At 75.5% G+C, this 18,580-nt stretch carries 14 protein-coding genes; 6 read left to right on the top strand and 8 right to left on the bottom strand.

Going from position 1 to position 18,580, the window contains the following annotated elements:
* Window positions 1-23: 23 nt before the first annotated feature.
* A complete protein-coding gene (locus PKE99_RS30100) occupies window positions 24-1,217 on the top strand; it encodes an acyl-CoA dehydrogenase family protein (RefSeq protein ID WP_037051465.1) in 1,194 nt (397 codons plus the stop codon).
* A gap of 116 nt (window positions 1,218-1,333) precedes the next feature.
* Window positions 1,334-2,926, top strand: a complete 1,593-nt coding sequence (locus PKE99_RS30095; protein WP_037051466.1) for a fatty acyl-CoA synthetase — start codon at window positions 1,334-1,336, stop codon at window positions 2,924-2,926.
* 3 nt (window positions 2,927-2,929) lie between these two features.
* Here PKE99_RS30095 and PKE99_RS30090 read toward each other — a convergent pair whose 3' ends face one another.
* From PKE99_RS30090 to PKE99_RS30070, 5 genes are all read right to left on the bottom strand, one after another.
* Window positions 2,930-3,310, bottom strand: a complete 381-nt coding sequence (locus tag PKE99_RS30090) for a type II toxin-antitoxin system death-on-curing family toxin (protein WP_197040820.1) — start codon at window positions 3,308-3,310, stop codon at window positions 2,930-2,932.
* Window positions 3,307-3,513, bottom strand: a complete 207-nt coding sequence (locus tag PKE99_RS30085; protein WP_156068001.1) for a ribbon-helix-helix protein, CopG family — start codon at window positions 3,511-3,513, stop codon at window positions 3,307-3,309. Before PKE99_RS30085 ends, PKE99_RS30090 begins: the two co-directional genes overlap by 4 nt.
* 57 nt (window positions 3,514-3,570) lie before the next feature.
* Entirely contained in the window at window positions 3,571-3,948 is a 378-nt protein-coding gene (locus PKE99_RS30080) for a rhodanese-like domain-containing protein (RefSeq protein WP_037051467.1), read from the bottom strand.
* Entirely contained in the window at window positions 3,945-4,478 is a 534-nt protein-coding gene (locus PKE99_RS30075; RefSeq protein ID WP_197040821.1) for a cysteine dioxygenase, read from the bottom strand. Before PKE99_RS30075 ends, PKE99_RS30080 begins: the two co-directional genes overlap by 4 nt.
* Before the next feature lie 222 nt (window positions 4,479-4,700).
* Window positions 4,701-10,148, bottom strand: coding sequence for a SpoIIE family protein phosphatase (locus PKE99_RS30070; protein WP_051738070.1), 5,448 nt, complete (start codon window positions 10,146-10,148; stop codon window positions 4,701-4,703).
* 145 nt (window positions 10,149-10,293) lie between these two features.
* Between PKE99_RS30070 and PKE99_RS30065 the strand changes: the two genes are divergently transcribed.
* On the top strand, window positions 10,294-10,998 hold the full coding sequence (locus tag PKE99_RS30065; protein ID WP_051738071.1) for an acetoacetate decarboxylase family protein: 705 nt from the start codon (window positions 10,294-10,296) through the stop codon (window positions 10,996-10,998).
* Between the two features lie 15 nt (window positions 10,999-11,013).
* A complete protein-coding gene (locus tag PKE99_RS30060; protein ID WP_037051471.1) occupies window positions 11,014-11,838 on the top strand; it encodes an alpha/beta fold hydrolase in 825 nt (274 codons plus the stop codon).
* Between the two features lie 38 nt (window positions 11,839-11,876).
* On the opposite strand, the gene PKE99_RS30055 is transcribed toward PKE99_RS30060, so the two are convergent.
* The gene (locus tag PKE99_RS30055) at window positions 11,877-12,701 is read right to left on the bottom strand and encodes an alpha/beta hydrolase (protein WP_037051474.1); all 825 of its coding nucleotides are present in this window, start codon (window positions 12,699-12,701) and stop codon (window positions 11,877-11,879) included.
* On the bottom strand, window positions 12,701-14,644 hold the full coding sequence (locus PKE99_RS30050) for an MSCRAMM family protein (RefSeq protein WP_037051476.1): 1,944 nt from the start codon (window positions 14,642-14,644) through the stop codon (window positions 12,701-12,703). The genes PKE99_RS30055 and PKE99_RS30050 overlap by 1 nt, the downstream gene beginning before the upstream one ends.
* 269 nt (window positions 14,645-14,913) lie before the next feature.
* On the opposite strand from PKE99_RS30050, the gene malQ reads away from it, so the two are divergent.
* Window positions 14,914-16,860, top strand: a complete 1,947-nt coding sequence (gene malQ / locus PKE99_RS30045; RefSeq protein WP_156068009.1) for a 4-alpha-glucanotransferase — start codon at window positions 14,914-14,916, stop codon at window positions 16,858-16,860.
* A gap of 15 nt (window positions 16,861-16,875) precedes the next feature.
* Complete coding sequence (locus PKE99_RS30040; protein WP_037051481.1) at window positions 16,876-17,664, top strand: 2-keto-4-pentenoate hydratase; 789 nt, start codon at window positions 16,876-16,878, stop codon at window positions 17,662-17,664.
* Between the two features lie 96 nt (window positions 17,665-17,760).
* Here PKE99_RS30040 and PKE99_RS30035 read toward each other — a convergent pair whose 3' ends face one another.
* Window positions 17,761-18,414, bottom strand: a complete 654-nt coding sequence (locus tag PKE99_RS30035) for an RraA family protein (RefSeq protein WP_231498385.1) — start codon at window positions 18,412-18,414, stop codon at window positions 17,761-17,763.
* Window positions 18,415-18,580 lie beyond the last annotated feature (166 nt).

Below are 18,580 nucleotides of genomic sequence, written 5' to 3'. Positions count from 1 at the left end.
CGCGGACAGGGCAAGGTGATCGCATGGAGCCGCAGTACGCCCACCTCGGCGAGGCGCTGGGTACGGACTTCTTCTCGGTCCGCGAGCAGTTCACGGACGAGCAGTGGGAGCGGTTCGCCGCCGTCCGGAAGTTCGTCGACGCCGAGGTGCTGCCGGAGATCGGCGGGTACTGGGAGCGCGGCGAGCTGCCGTGGCACCTCTTCCGCAGGCTGCCCGAGCTGGGCATCGTCGGCGAGACGATCACCGGCTACGGCGCGGCCGCGATGAGCCCGCTGGCCTGCGGGCTCGTCCACATGGAGCTGCACCGCGGCGACGGCTCGCTGGGCACCTTCCTCGGCGTGCACGCCGGGCTGGCGATGCAGTCGATCGCGATGTGCGGCAGCGAGGAGCAGAAGCAGCGCTGGCTGCCGTCGATGTCCACGATGCAGCGGCTGGGCGCGTTCGCGCTCACCGAGCCGGAGCACGGGTCGGACTCGGTCGCCCTGGAGACCACCGCCCGCCGGGACGGCGACCACTGGGTGCTCGACGGCCGCAAGCGCTGGATCGGCAACGGCACCATCGCCGACCTCGTCGTCGTGTGGGCCCGGGACGTGGCCGACGGCGAGGTCAAGGGCTTCGTCGTGGAGACCCCGGCCGAGGGCTACGCGGCCACCGTGATCGGCGGCAAGGTGTCGGTGCGCGCGGTCTGGCAGGCCGACATCACGCTCACCGGTGTCCGGGTGCCCGACGAGAACCGGCTGACCGGGGCCCGCACCTTCGCCGACTGCGCCGCCGTCCTCGCGTCGACCCGCGGGCTCTGCGCCTGGATGGCCCTCGGCCACGCGACCGCGGGCTACGACGCCGCGCTCCGCTACGCCAAGGAGCGCACCCAGTTCGGCAAACCGCTGGCCGCGTTCCAGATCGTGCAGGAGAGGCTGGTGCAGATGCTCGCCGACCTCATCGGCATGCAGCTGTACTGCATGCAGATCGGCCGGCTCGCCGAGGCCGGGCGACTCTCCCCGACCATCGCCGGCCTGGCCAAGATGAACAACACCCGCACCGCCCGCCGGATCCTCGGCACCGCGCGGGACCTGCTCGGCGGCAACGGGATCCTGCTCGAGCACCATGTCGCCCGGCACTGGGCGGACATCGAGGCGATCCACACCTTCGAGGGCACCGAGACCATCCAGACCCTGATCGTCGGCAAGGAGATCACGGGCATCGGCGCGTTCTCCTGACCCCCTGAGTGGCGATGGTCGCCATAGCAGCGATCGCCACTCACGAGGGGTGTCGACCCGAGACGAGCGGGCGGGGTCTACTGATCACCGGACAGCTCGACGAGGAGGCCCCGCGCATGACCGACGACGACAGCGCCGACGACCTCGACCGCTACCTCCCGCCGTACACCGCGGAGCTCGCGCGGGCGCGGCGGCAGAGCATCGGCTCGCTGCTGGCCCGCACGGCGAAGAAGTACCCGGACAAGCTCGCGGTGGTCCACCGCGACACCCGGCGGACCTTCGCCGAGCTCGACGCCGACGCCAACCGGATGGCGAACGCCCTGGTCGCGCGGGGTGTGCGGCGGAACCGGCGGGTGGCGATCCTGTCGCACAACTCGTACGCCTTCGTCGTCGCCTACTTCGCGCTGGCCCGGATCGGCGCGATCTCCGTGCCGGTCAACTTCAACTTCACCGCGGGCGAGGTGCGCTACGCGCTGGAGGACAGCGGGGCCCGCGCGGCGATCGTGTCCGAACGGCTCGCGCCGACGTTCGAGGAGGCCGGTGTCCCGGTCGAGCTGCAGGTCGTGGTGGGCGCGCGGGACGGCTGGGTGGGCTTCGACGAGCTGCTCGCGCATGCCGACGCCGTCGAGCCCGACGTCGAGATCGGCGACGACGACCCGGTCCAGCTGCTCTACACCAGCGGCACCACGTCGGCCCCCAAGGGCGCGATCATGACGAGCCGGAACCTGATCGCCCAGTACGTCTCGGACATTGTCGACGGCGAATACCACCGCGACGACGTCGAGCTGCACGCCCTGCCGCTCTACCACTGCGCGGCGCTGCACGACTTCCTCACGCCGGACGTCTACCTCGGCGCAACCAGCGTGATCGTCGACTCGCCGGACCCGGGGACGATCCTGCGCACGGTCGAGGCCGAGAAGATCACCAAGATGTTCTGCCCGCCGACGGTGTGGATCCGGCTGCTGCGCTCCCCCGACTTCGACCACTACGACCTGGGCTCGCTGCGCAAGGGCTACTACGGCGCGGCGATCATGCCCGTCGCCGTGCTGAAGGAGCTCGGCGAGCGGCTGCCCGCGATCCGGCTGTTCAACTACTACGGCCAGACCGAGCTGGCACCCAATGCCACGGTGCTGTTCCCGGAGGAGCAGATCGCCAAGGCGGGCACGGCGGGGCGGGCGAGCCTGAACGTCGAGACCCGGCTGCACGACGACGAGGACAACCCGGTGCCCGTCGGCCAGGTCGGCGAGATCGTGCACCGCACCCCGCACGCCATGCGCGGGTACTGGGGCAAGCCGGAGGCGACCGCCGAGGCCTTCCGGAACGGCTGGTTCCACAGCGGCGACCTCGGGGTGATGGACGCCGACGGCTACCTCACGATCGTCGACCGCAAGAAGGACATCATCATCACCGGCGGCGAGAACGTCGCGAGCCGCGAGGTCGAGGACGCGATCTACGAACACCCCGCGGTCAGCGAGGTCGCGGTGTTCGGGGTGAAGCACCCGGAGTGGATCGAGGCCGTCGCCGCCGCCGTCGTGCTCCGGGAGGGCGCCACCGCCGAGCCGGCCGAGATCGTCGCCCACACCCGGGAACGCCTCGCCGGGTTCAAGGCCCCGAAGTACGTGGTGGTCGTCGACGAGCTGCCCAAGAACCCCAGCGGCAAGATCCTCAAGCGCGAGCTACGCGACACCTACGCCGGCCTCGCCGACTGAAGGTCAGACCTCTCGGAACCCGGCCGCGATCCGTTCGGCGATCTTCTCGACGTCCCGCATGGTCCCGTCGGCAACGCCGATGACGAGATCGAACATCTCGTCCTCGGAGAGCGTCAGGTCGCGCCCGTTGATCCGGAGGAATACCGCGGACGCGAGGAAGGCCAGCCGCTTGTTCCCGTCGACGAGCGCATGGTTCGTCGCCAGTGAATGCAGCAGAGCGGCAGCCTTCGTCGGGAGATCCGGGTACGCCTCGCGGCCCATGAAGTTCGCCCGGGGCCGGGCCAGCGCCGACTCGAGCAACCCGATGTCCCGGACCAGGACCTCGCCCTCGACGGCGTACTCGGCGATGACGAGAAGGTCGTCGAGGGTCAGGTAGGAGATCACGCCTCGCCGAGACGCTTGAGCAGATTCCGGTAGCGAGGTGTCAGCTCGTCGAGCGCGCTCGACACCAGCTTCGTGTGGTCGCGACGGGCGATGTACTCCCGCACAGCAGCCCGCGCAACGTCCTGCATCGAGCGGTCCTCCGCCTCGGCTTGCGCCCGCAGGGCCCGGGCCTCCTCGTCGGTCAGCCGTAGGTTCATGGCCATTCGCATACGGTACCACTTCGGTACCATTCGAGCGCCCACGACGCACGCCTACGGAATTCAGCGGGTGGGGAGGCCGGCCGCCTTCCAGGCCCGGAAGCCGCCGTCGAGGTCGGTGGCGTTGTGCAGGCCCAGGTCCTGCAGGGAGGCGGCGGCGAGGCTGGAGCTGTAGCCCTCGGAGCAGGCCACGATCCAGGTGACGTCGTGGTCGACGGCCTCGGGGATGCGGGCGTCGGAGGCCGGGTCGAGCCGCCACTCCAGGTGGTTGCGCTCGATGACCAGCGCGGCGGCGAAGGAGCCCTCCTCGTCGCGCTGCCACTGCGGGCGGGTGTCGACCAGGCGCGCGCCCTCGCGCAGCAGCGCGGCGGCCTCCTGCGGGCCCACGCGGTCCAGCCGGGCCCGCGCCTCGGCCAGCACGTCGGCGATCGAGCGGGTCATGCCCCCACCTTCTCCGGTTCGTCAGTCAGCTCCGTGCGGGTGCGGCGCAGGAACTCCCCGCCCGGGCCGGACGCCACCTCGTAGTAGCTCATCGCGGTCAGCGGCGGCGAGTACGCGTGCACGCTGACCGCGGGCGACTCGAGGTGGTTGGCGACGTCGTGCACGTGGCCGAGCGGGAAGGCGGCGCCGCGCCCCGCCCGCAGCGTACGGGCCCGCAGCCCCTCGCCGGCGACCCAGCGCTGTTCGACGAGGTCACCGGAGACCACGGTGAGCGCGCCGAGCGAGCCGGCGTGGTCGTGCAGCTCAGCGATCTGCTCCTGGGCCCAGCTGATCAGCCAGACGTCCACGACGTCGTCGCTGTGCAGGCGGCGGGACCAGCGGTGCACTGGATCGACGTGCACCGCATGCCGGCCGAGCCGGACCTCTTCGGCGTACCGGCGGGTCAGCGCGGTGAGGTCGGAGAGGTCGAGCGGGGTGGGAGCGGCGGTGCGGACCGCCGCACGGGACACGGTGCGGGCGTGCGCGAGCACGAGGTACTCCAGTAGGGGACGACGCGAGCGGGGGACTGGGTCAGCTCGAGCGTCGACAGCACTCGTCGAACACGTGCCCGCGGCGGCTCTCCCAGATGGGGCCGAGGTTCCACGCGGGCATCACGTCGGTGATTCCAGCACACCCGGCGCCCCGGACGGAAATCCGCTCCCAGCGCCCGGGACCCGGACCCGAATGTCCGGTCAGCGCCCCGTTCCGCCCGCTCAGGGGTCCGGGACCGCGCCGATCAGGGTGTCCAGCCCCGCGAGGACCAGGATCCGGCGCGCCGGACTGTCCGAGGGTGTGACCACGCTCAACTCCGTGCCGCCGGACCGCGCGCGCTGCGCCAGCTCGGACAGCAGTGCGATCCCCGAGCTGGAGACGTACGAGTCTGCGGCCAGGGTGAGGGTGAGCGGCCCGCCGCGGTCCAGCTCGGCGAGCAGGTCCGTCCGCACCGCGGCGACGCCCGCGAGATCGAGGTCCCCCTCCACGTGCACGCGCACCGTGTGCTGGTCCGCCCAGCGCCGCAGCCGGGTGACGGCCGGGCCGCCGTCGGTCCGCGCGGGCTCGGCGGGCCGGTCGGCCGCCCCGCCGGGCAGCCGCGGGACCACCTCCACGGGCAGCGCCGGCAGCCGGAACCAGACCTCGGTGCCGTCGTCCGCCGGCAGGACCTCGACGTCCTCGGCCAGCTCCCGGATCAGCGCGAGGCCGCGCCCCCGGTAGCCGGGGTCGGCGGGCGGCGGCCGCCAGAGCCCGTGGTCGACGACCCGCACCGCGACCGAGCCCTCCGGCTGCAGCTCCAGGGAGAGCTCGACCGCGTCGGCAGGCGGCCGGTCGCCGTTGGTGTAGGCGTGCTCGACGGCGTTGGTCACCGCCTCCCCCACGGCGAGCTGCAGGTCGGTGGTGCCGTCCTCGCCCAGCCCGCAGCGGGCCGCCCACTCCGCGATCGCCCGGCGCATCGGGGCCAGGCACTCGGCGTCGGCCGGCATCGACCGGGTCAGGGGCTCGGGCACCCGCCGGGCCAGCACCACGACGGTGTCGTCCGGGGCGCCCTCCGCGTCGAGCATCCGCTCCAGCAGCACGTCGACCATGTCCGACGGCCGGTGCCCGGCCAGCGCGCCGAAGGTCGTGGCCAGCCGGTCCATGCCGTCGTCGATCACCTCGGTGCGGCGCTCGAACAGCCCGTCCGAGCAGAGCAGGATCGTCTCCCCCGGCTCGATCCGGCCGTCGGCCTCCGCGAACGGCGGGCGGCCCGCGACGCCGAGCGGGGTGCCCCGGCCGCCGTCGAGCAGCCGGACCCCGTCCGGGCCGGCGACCAGCGGCGCGGGATGGCCGGCGCACGCGTAGCGCAGCTCCCCCGACGCCGTGTCGACGACAGCGCAGGCGACCGTGCTGGCCCGGGCGCCGGTGACCCGGCGGGCGAACAGGTCGAGCTGCTCGAGGGCGGTGGCCGGCGGCTGGCCGTTGACCAGGTTCGCGGCGAGCGCGCTGCGCAGCTGCCCCATGACGGCGGCGGCCGACGGCCCGCGCCCGACCACGTCCCCGACCACCAGCGCCACCCGGCCGTCGGCGAGGTCGAGCACGTCGAACCAGTCCCCGCCCGCCTCGGTGCCCTCGGTCCCCGGGTTGTACCGGGTCGCCACGGCGAGCCGCTCGAGCTGCGGCAGCTCCTGCGGCAGCAGGCTGCGCTGCAGGGTCACGGCGACCTCGTGCTCGGCCTGGTGCAGCCGCGCCCGCTGGACCGCCTGCGCGCACTGGCTGGCCAGGGTGAGCACCAGTCCGCGCTCGTCCGGCCCGAAGGCCGGGTCGCGGCCGAAGCCGAGCCCGATCACGCCGATCGCGCGGCCCGCGACCAGCAGCGGGACGGCCGTGCGCACCGGGTACGGCGTCGGCTGCCCGTCCGCGGCCCAGATCGGCTCGGCCGAGCGCACCACCTGGCCCAGCGGATGGTCGGAGGTCACCCGCAGACCGTGCTCGACGATCCGGCCGGTGTCCTGGTCCGCCCAGCCGTCGGCGGCCAGGGTGTGCAGGAGGCCCTCGTCGTCCACCAGCAGCACGACGACGGCCTCGGCGCCGATCGCCGACCGCGCGTGGGCGAGGATCACGTCGGCCACCGACTCCAGGTCGGTGGCGCGGGAGAGCGCGGTGGCCACGGCGCCGAGCCGCTCGGCGAGCCGGCGGCCCTCGGTCTCGGCGACCAGCAGCAGCGAGCGGTCCAACGCCTGGGCCGCCAGCTCCGCCACGGCCAGCGTCGCCTCGCGGTCGCTGTCGGTGAGAGCCCGCGGCCCGGCGAATCCGACGGCGATCATGCCGAGGTCCCGGTCCCCCGCCACGAGCGGCACCCAGAACGCGGCCTCGATCCCGAAGGTGCTCAGCCACTGCGCGGCCGGGGGATGCTCGCTGCGCAGGCCCTCGGCGTCCTCGAACCAGAGCGCCTGCCGGGTGCGCAGCGCGGTGCGCGCCGGGTGGTCGCCGTCGAGGGAGACGGTGCTGAGCTCCGCGGGCGGCTCCCCCTGCCAGCCCTGCAACGCCAGGAGCTGCAGGTCCTGGCCGCGGGTCTGCCACACCCCGGCCACCGCGGACCCGAGCAGCGCCACGAGGTGGCTGGTCGCGGTCCGGGCGACCTCGGCGGGGGTCGCGGCCGCGGACATCTCGGCGGTCGCGCGGTGCAGCAGGCCCAGCTGCGTGCTGCTGGCGCGTTCCTGCTCCAGCAGCCGCGCGTTGTCCACCGCGACCGCCGCGCGCCGCGCGATCTCGGTGAACAGCACGGCGTCGGACTCGTCGAGCACCGGGGAGGCGCCCGTGCGCGCGACGGCGAACATGCCGAGCATCCCGCCGCGGGCCCGGAGCGGGACGAACAACGCGGAGTGCGCCCGGGACCGGCGCCACACGTCCTGGTCCTCGGGCGGGGTCTCGCCGAAGGCGGCCGCGAGCTCCTCGGGCGGCAGCAGCACCGGGTCGTCGACATCGGCGAGCTGGTGCAGCACCGGCAGGCCGGGCAGGGTCCGCAGCTCCCGCTCGACGTCCGGGTCGGTGGCGGCGACGATCCGCAGGGCCGGGCCGGCGCCGTCGTCCGTGAACACGCGCACGATGTCGCCCAGGCCCTGGTCGACGACGGTCCGGGCGAACGCCTCCAGCCGCGCGGACTGGCTGATCTCCCGGTCCAGGGCGTCGCCGACGACGGCGTAGAGCTGGTGGCGGCGCTGCTCGGTGTGCCGGGCGTCGATGTCGAGGCAGCCGCCGACGTACCCGACCCGCCGCCCGGCCGGGCCACCGTCCGTGCTGCCCGCCGCGCCGACCGGGGCACCACGGTCGAGCACCCAGCGGAACCGGCCGTCGCCGCCCCGCAGGCGGTACTCCACCTCGAACGGCGCGCCCGCCCGCGTCGCCGCCTCGACGACCGAGCGGTAGCGCTCGCGGTCGTCCGGGTGGATGCGCTCGCGCCAGTCCAGCCCGAGCTCGCCGACGGCGTCCCGCGCCCCGGTGAAGTCCAGCCAGCCGCGGTTGACGAACACGCGGTGCCCGCCGGCGTCGTCGACCCAGATGAGCGCGGGTGTGGAGTTGGCCATCGCCCGGAAGCGCAGCTCGGCGGCCCGCCGGACCCGGCCGAGGTGCAGGTGGTTGGCGACGCGCGCGAGCAGCTCCCGCGCGGAGAAGGGCTTGACGAGGTAGTCGTCCGCGCCCGCGGCCAGGCCCTCGACCGCGGCCTCCTCGCCGGCCCGCGCCGAGAGCAGCACCACCGGCAGGCCCGCGGTGCGGGCGTCGGCGCGCAGCGCGCGGAGCAGCCCGATGCCGTCGAGCTCGGGCATCATGACGTCCGCGACGACCAGGTCCGGAGGGTCGGAGCGGGCCACGTCGAGCGCCTCGGTGCCACTGGCCACGGCGTGCACCGACCAGTTCTCGCTCAGCAGCCGATGAAGGTGCTCGCGCATGTCGGGGTCGTCCTCGACCACGAGCACGCGGCCCTGCGGCGGGTCGACGGACTCCGGCAGCCGCGGCGTCCCGCGGTCCTCGGGCCGCGCGGGCGTCCAGCGCAGGGCCTCGGCGACGAACGGCTCGAACGTCTCGGGGCGCGGGTGCGGCGTGACCGCGGGCCGCCCGAGGGTGATGCCCTCGACCGGCAGGTGGCTGAAGCCGAGCGGCAGCCGCACGGTGAAGGTGCTGCCGACGCCGGGGGTGCTGGCCGCGTCGACGGTGCCGCCGTGCACCTCGACGAGCTGGCGGACCAGGGCCAGCCCGATGCCGCTGCCCTCGTGCGAGCGGGCGCGGGCGGCACGGACCCGGTGGAAGCGGTCGAACAGCCGGGGCAGCTCGGCGGCCGGCACCCCGGTGCCGGTGTCGGCGATCCGCAGCACGAACCGGTCGTCCTCGATCCGGGTGCTCACCCGCAGGCCGCCCTCGAACGTGAACTTCAGGGCGTTGCTCAGCAGGTTGAGGACGATCTTCTCCCACATGTCCTGGTCGACCCAGGCGGGCCGCTCGGACGGCGGGCAGTCGACGTCCAGCCGCAGGCCGGCGCGCTCGGTCGGGGCGCGGAACAGCGCGGCGAGCTCGCCGGTGAGCGTGCCGAGGTCGACGGGCGTGAAGCCGGCGTCGGGGTGGCCCTCCTCCAGACGCGAGACGTCCAGCAGGGTGTTGACCAGCTTGAGCATCCGCTGCGCGCTGCGGTGCGCCACGTCGGCGTCGTGCCGGACCTGCGGGTCGTCCGCCCCGCGGAGCTGCTCGAGCGGACCCATGATCAGCGCCAGCGGGGTGCGGAACTCGTGGCTGACGCCGGTGAAGAACTCGGTCCGGCTGCGGTCGCGGCTCTCCAGCTTGCCGGTGCGCTCCCGGTCCTCGGCGGCGGCACGGACGGCCGCGAGCGCGGCGTCCACGTGCCCTGCGACGAGCGCGAGGAACTCGCGGTGCTCCTCGTCTGCCGGCTGCAGGGACGACGCGCCGAGCAGCAACCGGACCCCGCCGCTGAGCCCGGCCGCCCAGGCCTGCCCGCCCGACGGCAGCGTGACCAGGCCCTCCCGGTCCAGCAGCGCGACCAGCTCCGGCGTCGGGTCCACCCCCACGGCCACCGGCGCGCCCACCCCGCCGAGCAGCGCGAACGGCACGTCCGGCGAGTCCACCAGCGCGGCGGCGACGTGGGCGGCGGCCGGGTCGGCCGGGCCGGCCTCGCGCACCAGCCGCGCCAGCCGGCCGAGCAGCGCGGTGCGCCGGGCGGCCACGACCTGCGCGGTGCTCTCGGACATCACGTCGAACACGCCCGCGACCGAACCGTCGGCCGCCCGGACCGGGCTGAACGCGTAGCGCCAGAACGTCTCCCGCGGGCCGCCGGGGCGGTCCAGGACCAGGCGGTCGTCCGTGTGCTGCACCGCCTCGCCGGTGTCGACGACGTGCCGCAGCGCGGGGCCGATCCGGTCCCACACCTCGGGCCACACCTGCGCGCCGGGCCGGCCGAAGGCCCACGGATGCCGGTGGCCGAGGACGCCGGCGAACGCGTCGTTGTAGACAACGCAGTGCTCCCGACCCCAGAACAGGGCCAGCGGGTGCGGCGAGGCGAGCATGAGGGCGACGGCCGAGGTCAGCTCGGCGGGCCAGCCGCCCGGGGCCCCGAGGGGCGAGTCCGCCGGGTCGGCGGTCGCGAGCAGGCGCCGGACGCCGGGGCCGTCCGGATCCGTCACGTGCCCTCCTCCACACCGCGGGACCGGCGCCCCGCCGGACCAGCCTGCCAGGTCCCCGTGGTCGCGGCGAACCGTGGCCCACGCGGGCCGGACGCGGCCCGTCCTCCGGCCGCCCGGAGCCCCTCCGACCGGGCAGGATGCCCGCATGGCGACGAAGCTCGACGACGGCACCTGGGAGGTGCAGGGGAAGCACCTGACCTTCCCCGTGCGCATCGGCGACGCGGGCGCGGCCTGCGCCGCGTACCCCGTGCGGGCGGCCCGCGCGGCGGCGCTGCTGGAGGGCACCGGGCTGGAGCCGGTGGCCGTCGCGGGGTGGGCGCTCGCCGTCGTCGGGCTGGTCGACTACCGGGTCAACGACCTCGGCAGCTACGACGAGCTGGCCCTCGCCCTCCCCGTCCGGTTCCGCGGCCGGGTCGGCGTGCACATCACGCAGCTGCCGGTCACCGAGACGTTCACGATGGAGGCCGGGCGGGCGCTCTGGGGCCTGCCGAAGTGGCTCGGGACCGCCGAGCTGGACATCCGGGGCTCGCACGCCACCGGGCACCTCGCGTACGAGGGCGCGCACGTCCTCACCGCGGCCCTCTCGACGCTGCCGTTCGCGCTGCCGGGCACCGTCCCCGGCTCGGTGACCGCCTTCGCCCCGCGCGACGGCGTGATGCTCGCCAGTCCCGTGCGGGCCCGGCTGCGCGGGATCCGGGTCGGCCTCGGGGCGGGCGCGCTGGTCCTCGGCTCCGGTCATCCGATGGCCGACGAGCTGCGCTCGCTCGGCCTGCCCCGTCGACCGCTGCTCACCGCGATCGTCGACCGCCTCGCGTTCGACATGGACGCTGCCGAGGAGCTGTCCCTGTAGGGGATCATCGAGCCCGTGACAGGGGTTCGCGTCGACGCGCTCGAGGTCCCCGGGGCCCGTCTCCTCTGCGAGGTGCGGGGGTCCGGCCCGGTCGTGCTCCTGATTCCGGGTGGGGCGGCCGACACCGCCTCCTACGACGGGATCGCCCCGCTGCTCGCCGCGGAGCACACCGTCGTCACGTACGACCCGCGCGGCACCTCCCGCAGCCCGGCCGCGGACCCGGAATCGGCGGCGTCCGTCGTGACGCTCGCCGACGACGCCCACCGCGTGCTCGAGGCGGTCCGCGCGGGGCCCGCGACCGTCTTCGGCAGCAGCGCCGGCGCGGTCACCGGCCTGGAGCTCGCCACGCGGCGGCCCGAGCGGGTCGCGCGCCTGATCGCGCACGAGCCGCCCGTCACCGCCTTGTTCCCCGACCCCGCCCGGCACGACGGCGGGCGGCTGGCCGAGCTCCAACGGCGGGAGGGCACCCCGGCGGCGATGGCCCGCTTCCTCGCCGACACCGGCATGGACGGCGACGCGCCGCCCGCGCCGACGGACGACCCGGCCGCCCTGGAGACGCTCGCCCGCTTCGTCGCCAACCTGCCGGGGTTCTTCGCGTACACGGTGGTCGCCGTCAGCCGCTACCAGCCGGACGTCGAGGCGCTGCGCTCCCTCGGCCCGCGGATCGTCGTGGCCGCGGGGCGGGACTCCGCCGGGCAGGTCCCGCGCCGCGCCACCGAGGCCCTCGCGGCGGCGCTCGGCACCACGCTCGTCGAGATGCCCGGGGACCATCGCGGGTTCCTCGGCGCGCCCGTCGCCTTCGCCGACGCGCTGCGGCCGCTGCTGGACGGGGCGTCCTGACCGTCAGCGTTGGTCGCGGATGCCGTCGTCGGCGACGCTCAGCGGTGGGCGGCGAGCCATGCGCGGAGGTCGGCGATCGGGCGCTCCCGCTCCGGCTCGTTGTAGATCTCGTGCCAGAGGCCCTCGTAGAACTCCACCGTGAGGTCCTCGGAGCCGAGGACGGCGGCCAGCGCACGGGAGGTCTCGACGGTCGTGATCCGGTCGTCGACGCCGTGCTGCAGCAGCACCGGGAGCCTGATCTCCGCCGCGGTGGCGAGCACCTCGTCCATGGCGTCGAACATCGCGGAGCCGAGCCGCAGCGTCGGGTGGCCGTGGTGGACGAGCGGATCGGCCCGGTACCCCGCGACCACGGCGGGGTCCTTGCTGAGGTCCGCGACGTCGATCCCCGCCGGCCGCAGCGTCGGCGCGACCCGGGCGAGCGCGGTCAGCACCGGCACGAGCCGGCCGGGAACGGCCTGCTTCGACAGGGCCGGGGCGGAGAGGACCAGGCCGGCGAGCGCCGCCTGGTGCGCGGCGGCGTAGCGCAGCGCGATCAGCCCGCCCATGCTGTGCCCCACCAGGATCACCGGCCGCCCGGGGTGCCGGGCGGCGGCGTGCCGGCGGACCAGGTCGAGGTCGGGGACCCAGTTGGCGGGACCACCGTCGACCCGCCGGCCCTCGGACAGCCCGTGGCCGGCGTGGTCGGGGGCGTACACCGCCCAGCCGTCCGCGGTGAGGCCGGCGGCGAGCTCGGCGTAGCGGCCGGAGTGCTCCCCCAGGCCGTGGCTGACCAGCACGATCCCGGTCGCCTCGGTCGCCGGGAGCCAGGCCCGCCAGAACAGCTCGCCGAGGACGCCCGGCAGGCGCCCCTCCGCGACCGGCATCAGTGGTCGGCGGCGCCGGTCGACCGCGCGACCGGCCCGGCCAGCACGACGTCCTGCGTCGCGTCGGCCTCCTCGCCCACCCGGACCGGGAGGCCCCGCGGCTCGCGCCCCTCGGCGACGACCGCGATCGTGTACTCGCCGGCGGCCAGCTCGCCGAAGCGGTAGCCGCCGTCGACCGCGGTGATCGTGGTGGCGACCAGCTCGCCGTCCTGCAGCAGGGAGACCGCGACCTCGGCGACGCCGGAGCCCCCGGCGTCACGGATCGCGCCGGCGACCGTCGACGAGCGCACGAGCTGCACCTCGACCTCCGCCACCGCGTACTCGGTGGCGGGGACGGTCAGCGCGACGACCCCGGGCTGGTGCCCGTCCGCCGCCGCGACCAGCACGTACCCGCCCGGCCGGGGCGCGGTGACCTCGCCGCGGCCCTCGACGTCCGCCTTCGCCGAGGCGGTCTCGCGGCCGCGCGGGTCGAGGAGCGTGACGGCGGCGTCGGCGACCGGGAACCGGTCCCGCTGCACCACCGAGAACCGCACGGGCACGGCCTGGCCGGGCGCGAGCGGCTCCTCCTCCTCGTGCACGACCGCGAGGTCGACGACGGGGGCGGCGCCGGGGCGCGGGTTGGGGTCGGCGAACCCGAGCGTGCGCAGCAGGGCCAGGTCGACGGCGGCGTGCTCGGCCGCGCGGGCCTCGTCGGGGGCGATGTCGGCGGGCTGCGGGGCGGGCTCGGGGGCGCTCGTCGTCGGGCTCACGGGGCTCAGCGTGACGGGCGCGGGCGCGGCCTCCGCAGCCGGGGTGTCGATCACGACGTCGGAGCTGGTGGGCGGCGCGGGGATGGGCGTCGGGGCCGCCGTGAAGGCGTCGGCGACCGGCTCCGCCAGCTCCTCGGCGGCCGGCTCCGGCGACACCTCGGAGATCGGCTCCGGCGACACCTCGACGGCCGGCTCGTCCGACTTCTCGTCGACCGGCTCCTCGGCGCGGTCCTGGACCGGCTCCTCGACCTCGGCTCGCGAGTCGATCGACTCCTCGGCCGGTTCCTCGGCCCGCGCCGCGACCGACTCCTCGGCCGACTCCTCGGCCGACTCCTCGGCCGACTCCTCGGCCGACTCCTCCGCCGGCTCCGCGACCTCCACCGGACGCTCCTCGGCCTGCTCGGCCGGGTGCTCCTCGACCTCCTCGACCACCTGCTCCGCCAGCACCGGCTCGGCGAGCGACGCCGCGGCGGCACCGCCCCCCAGCGCGGCCACCGGCGGCACCGCACGCAGTCGGCGGACCTCGCGCCCGTCGTCCGCCCCGCCCCGCACCACGGCGAGGACCGGGCGCTGACCGGCGCCGTCCCGCGGAGCGGGCACCGACGCGTCGTCCGACAACGGCTCGGGTCCCTGCTGGCGGCGCGACGCCTCGGCGCGCGCCACCGCCTCGGCGACGGCCGGGCTGACGATCCCGCGCGCCATCGGGCGGTCGTCGCGGCTGGGGGTGGGCGGCGCCACCGAGGTGACCCGCGCGACCAGCGCCGGGTCCACCGAGGAGCGACGCTGCGGGCGGGTGCGCGGGGGTGCCTCGACCGGGACGCCGTCGACGAAGCCGCGGGTCCACGGAGGACCGACGGGGCCGGCGTCGACCTCCTCGGCCACGACCCGGCGTTCGGCGGGGGGCTCCTCGGGCCGCTCGTCCGCGGGCGCCTCGGCCGGCGCGGCGGGCGCGTCCTCGGCCGTGGTCGGGTCCTCGGCCGGAGCGGCAGGCTCGGCGGGCTCGGGGTCGGCGGGCGCGCCGACGGACCGGTCGCGGACCAGGTCGCCCACGGTCCGCCCGGCGGGGCGGGGTTCGGGCCGGGGACCGGCGGCGGCGGTCGCCCCGCCCCGGTCCCCGCGGCGCATCGCCACCAGGACGATCCCGGCGGCCAGCAGCACGAGCAGGACCATGACGACCAGGGCCCACGTGCTCATTCGGCTCTCCTCGCGCGATCTCGTCGAGGCCCGACCGGTGCCCTCGCCGCGGCCGCGCGAGACGTGCGGGCCCGCCCGGACTCGTCGGAGGACCGTAGCACCGGGAGACCCCTTCACCCTGTTCGGCGACCGGTTCGCGGCGTGTCGCCCGGGCGGGTATCGGCCCAGCTCAGCGCGATTCAGTCGGCGCGGGTGACCGGCCCCGGCGCGTCCGGGGGATCCGAGCGGGCGGAGGCGGCCCCGATCCGGGACGATTCCCCCTCGTGGCGATCGATCCGGACCTCTCGGAACTGGCCGCGGCGCACGGCGTCGCGACGGGCTACAACGACGGCGACCGCAGGCCGGTCACCGTCGACGAGGAGGTGGTCGTCGAGGTCCTCGGTCTGCTCGAGGTCGACGCGACCACCCCCGCCGCGCGGGCCGCGGCGCTCAGCGAGGCCCGCGAGAACGCCGCGCGCGGCCTGCTCCCCGGCACGATCGGCCTGCGCGCCGACCGTCCCCGGCCGCTGCCCGTGCCCGGCGTGCTCGTCGGCGAGGACGGCGGCCGCCGCGAGGTCGAGGGCGAGCTGGCCGGCCTGGAGCCCGGCTGGTACCGGCTGGAGACGGCGGAGCAGCAGGTCACGGTCGTCGTCTCGCCTCCGGCACTGCCGGCGACCCCGCGCTCCTGGGGCTGGATGCTCCAGCTCTACGCGCTGCACTCGGCGGGCAGCTGGGGGATCGGCGACCTCGGCGATCTGCGGAGCTTCACCGCGCACGCCGGAGAGCAGGGCGCGTCGGCGATCCTGCTCAACCCCCTGCACGCGATCACCCCGCTCGCGCCGGTGCAGCCGTCGCCGTACACGCCGTCGAGCCGGCGGTTCGCGACCCCGCTCGCGCTGCGGATCACCGACCTGGCCGAGTACGCCGCGGCCGACCCGGCCACGCGCGCCGAGGTCGACGCCCTGCGTCCGGAGACCGTCGGCGACCGCCTCGCGCACGATCGGGTGTGGGCGGCGAAGCGGTCGGCCCTCGAGCTGCTGTGGCGGTCGGCCGGGCGCCCCGACCCCGTCGAGCCCGGTCCCGATCTCGTCGACTTCGCAACCTACTGCGCACTCGCCGAGCGCTACGGCGGCCGGTTCACCCTGTGGCCGGAGGAGCTGCGCCACCCCGGCTCCGAGGCCGTCGGCCGCGCCCGGCGCGAGCTCGCCCCGCGGGTCGCGTTCCACGGCTGGGTGCAGCAGCGGCTCGCCGACCAGCTGGCCGCGGCGCGCACCGCGGCCCGCGAGGCGGGCATGCCCCTCGGCGTCATCCACGACCTCGCCGTGGGGTGCGACCCGGAGGGCGCCGACGCCTGGGCGCTGCAGGACGTCCTGGCCCTCGACGTGACCGTCGGCGCCCCGCCGGACGCCTTCAACCAGCGTGGACAGGCGTGGGGCCTGCCGCCGTGGCGCCCCGACCGGCTGGCCGCGACCGGGTACGCCGCCTACCGCGACATGCTCCGTGCACTGCTCACCCACGCGGACGGGCTGCGGATCGACCACGTCGCCGGGCTGTTCCGGCTCTGGTGGGTGCCGCCGGGCCGCACGCCCGACCGCGGCACCTACGTGCACTACGACGCCGAGGCGATGCTCGCCGTCCTCACGCTCGAGGCCTCCCGGGCGGGCGCGGCGGTGGTCGGCGAGGACCTCGGCACCGTGGAACCCGAGGTCACCGAGGCCCTGCACGGCCGCAACATGCTCGGGTCGACCGTGCTCTGGTTCGCCCGGGACCCCGAGCGCGAGGACGCGCTGATGCCGCCCGGCGACTGGCCGGAGGAGGCGGTCGCGACCATCTCGACCCACGACCTGCCGACGGCGTCGGGCTTCCTGACCGGCGAGCACGTCCGGGCCCGGGCCGACCTCGGCCTGCTCGACGACGTCGCGGCCGAGGAGCGCAAGGCCGCCGCCGAGCGCGAGGAGCTGGTCGGCCTGCTCGTGTCGGAGGGGGTGCTCGACTCGGCCGACGCCCCCGAGGACCGGATCGTCGTCGCGATGCACGCGCTGCTGGCCCGCAGCCGCAGCCGGCTCGTGCTCGCCTCGCCGTACGACGTCGTCGGCGAGACGCGTCAGCCCAACCTGCCCGGGACCGTCGACGAGTACCCGAACTGGCGGCTGCCGCTGCCCGTGTCGCTCGAGGAGCTGGTGGCGGACCCGCGGGTGAAGGAGGTCGTCGCGGCATTGCGTTCCGGGGGCCGGTGAGGCGACGATCACACCATGCCCCTCAGTGCCGAGGCCCTGACGACCGCCGACCACGCCGCCGACCTGCTCTGGGCGGCGTGGACGGCCGGCGACGTGATCGACGAGCTCCCCGAGGACCTGCGCCCTTACGACCACGCGGCCGGCTGGGCGATCCAGCAGCGGATCGGCGAGCGGGCGGGCCCGGGCTACGGCTGGAAGATCGCGGCGACGTCGGCGCCGAGCCAGGCCGTGATCGGCATCGGCACCCCGCTGCCGGGCCGGCTGTTCGACCGCTTCCGCTTCGAGCCCGGCGACACGCTGCCCTTCGGCGGCCTGCACATGCGGGTGGTCGAGGCGGAGTTCGCGTTCCGGATGGCGTCGGACGTGCCGGCTGGCGCGTCCCGCGAGGACGTGCTCGCGGCGGTGGCGGCACTGCACCTGGCGATCGAGGTGCCGGACTCGCGCCTGCGCGACTACCCGCGGGCCGGCAGCTCGCAGCTGCTCGCCGACGTCGCCTGCGCGGGGCAGTTCGTGCTCGGCCCGGAGATCCCCGACTGGCAGGCGATCGAGTTGTCCACAGCGGGGACAGCCTTGTGGATCAACGGCGAGAAGGCGGCCGCGGGTACCGGCGCCGAGGTGATGGGCGACCCGCGCACCGCGCTGGTGTGGCTCGCCGAGGAGCTCGCGCACCTCGGGACGGGCCTCCGGGCGGGCGAGATCGTGACGACCGGCTCCACCACCCCCGTCCCGGCGATCTCCGCGGGCGACGCCGTTCGCGCCGACTTCGGCCCCCACGGCTCTGTGGAGATCACCTTCTCCTCCTGACCCCCGGAACTCGCGACTCGCGCTGCAGAAGGTCCCGACTCGCGGACCTCCTCCCGCGAGTCGGGAGATCCGGCACCGCGAGTCGGGAGCTTCGGGTCAGACCGTGAAGCCCAGGGCGCTGGGCTGCTCCTTCGCCAGGGCGGCGAGGTGCTCGTCGACCGTGGTCATGCCGTGCAGGTCCCGGCCCGCCGCCATGCCCTCGACGAGCGCCTTCTCCGCCCGCTCGATCTCCTCGGCCGTGTCGATCGCGGCGGCGAAGCGCTCCCGCGGGCCGACCACGATGCCGTCGTCGTCCCCGACGAGGAGGTCACCCGGGGAGACGCGCACCCGCCCGAGGAGCACCTCCCGCCCGAAGGTGCCCGGGTCCCGGGTCGTGCCGGACATGGGGTTGGTGCCGCGCGCGTGGACCGGCAGGCCGATTCGGCGCAGCCCGCGGACGTCGCGGCAGTAGCCGTCGATCACGATCGCGGCGAGACCCCGCCGGCGCGCCTCGGTGGCGAACAGTTCCCCAGACACCGCCTTGCGCAGCGAGTTGGTGGCCACGACCAGCACCGAGCCGGGCTCGGCCTCGCGCAGGGCGACGAGCACCGGCAGGTGGTCGTCGTACGCGAGCAGCGTGAAGGCGGGCCCGGCGAACGAGACGTCCGGGACCATCGCGCGGATCGCCGCGTCGACGACGGCGAGCCCCTTGTCGGCGTCGCACAGCGACGAGACCTGCACCGCGCGGAGGCGCTCCATCAGCGTGTCCATGTCCCCATCGTGCATCCGCAACCCTTGACTTGCACCTCCGGATAGTGCAAGTCTGAGCTTGCACATCAACCGAGGAGTTTCAATGACCGTGTCAAGCCGCGTTGGCTGCGGGGGCCGGTGCCTCGGTGGTGAAGCGGCGGTTGTCACGGAGCAGCGCCCAGACGAG

This window comes from Pseudonocardia halophobica (assembly GCF_027922425.1).
Lineage (GTDB): Bacteria > Actinomycetota > Actinomycetes > Mycobacteriales > Pseudonocardiaceae > Pseudonocardia > Pseudonocardia halophobica.
The sequence above is the reverse complement of the archived record's forward strand: the minus strand, read 5'-3'. Positions and strand labels throughout refer to the sequence as shown.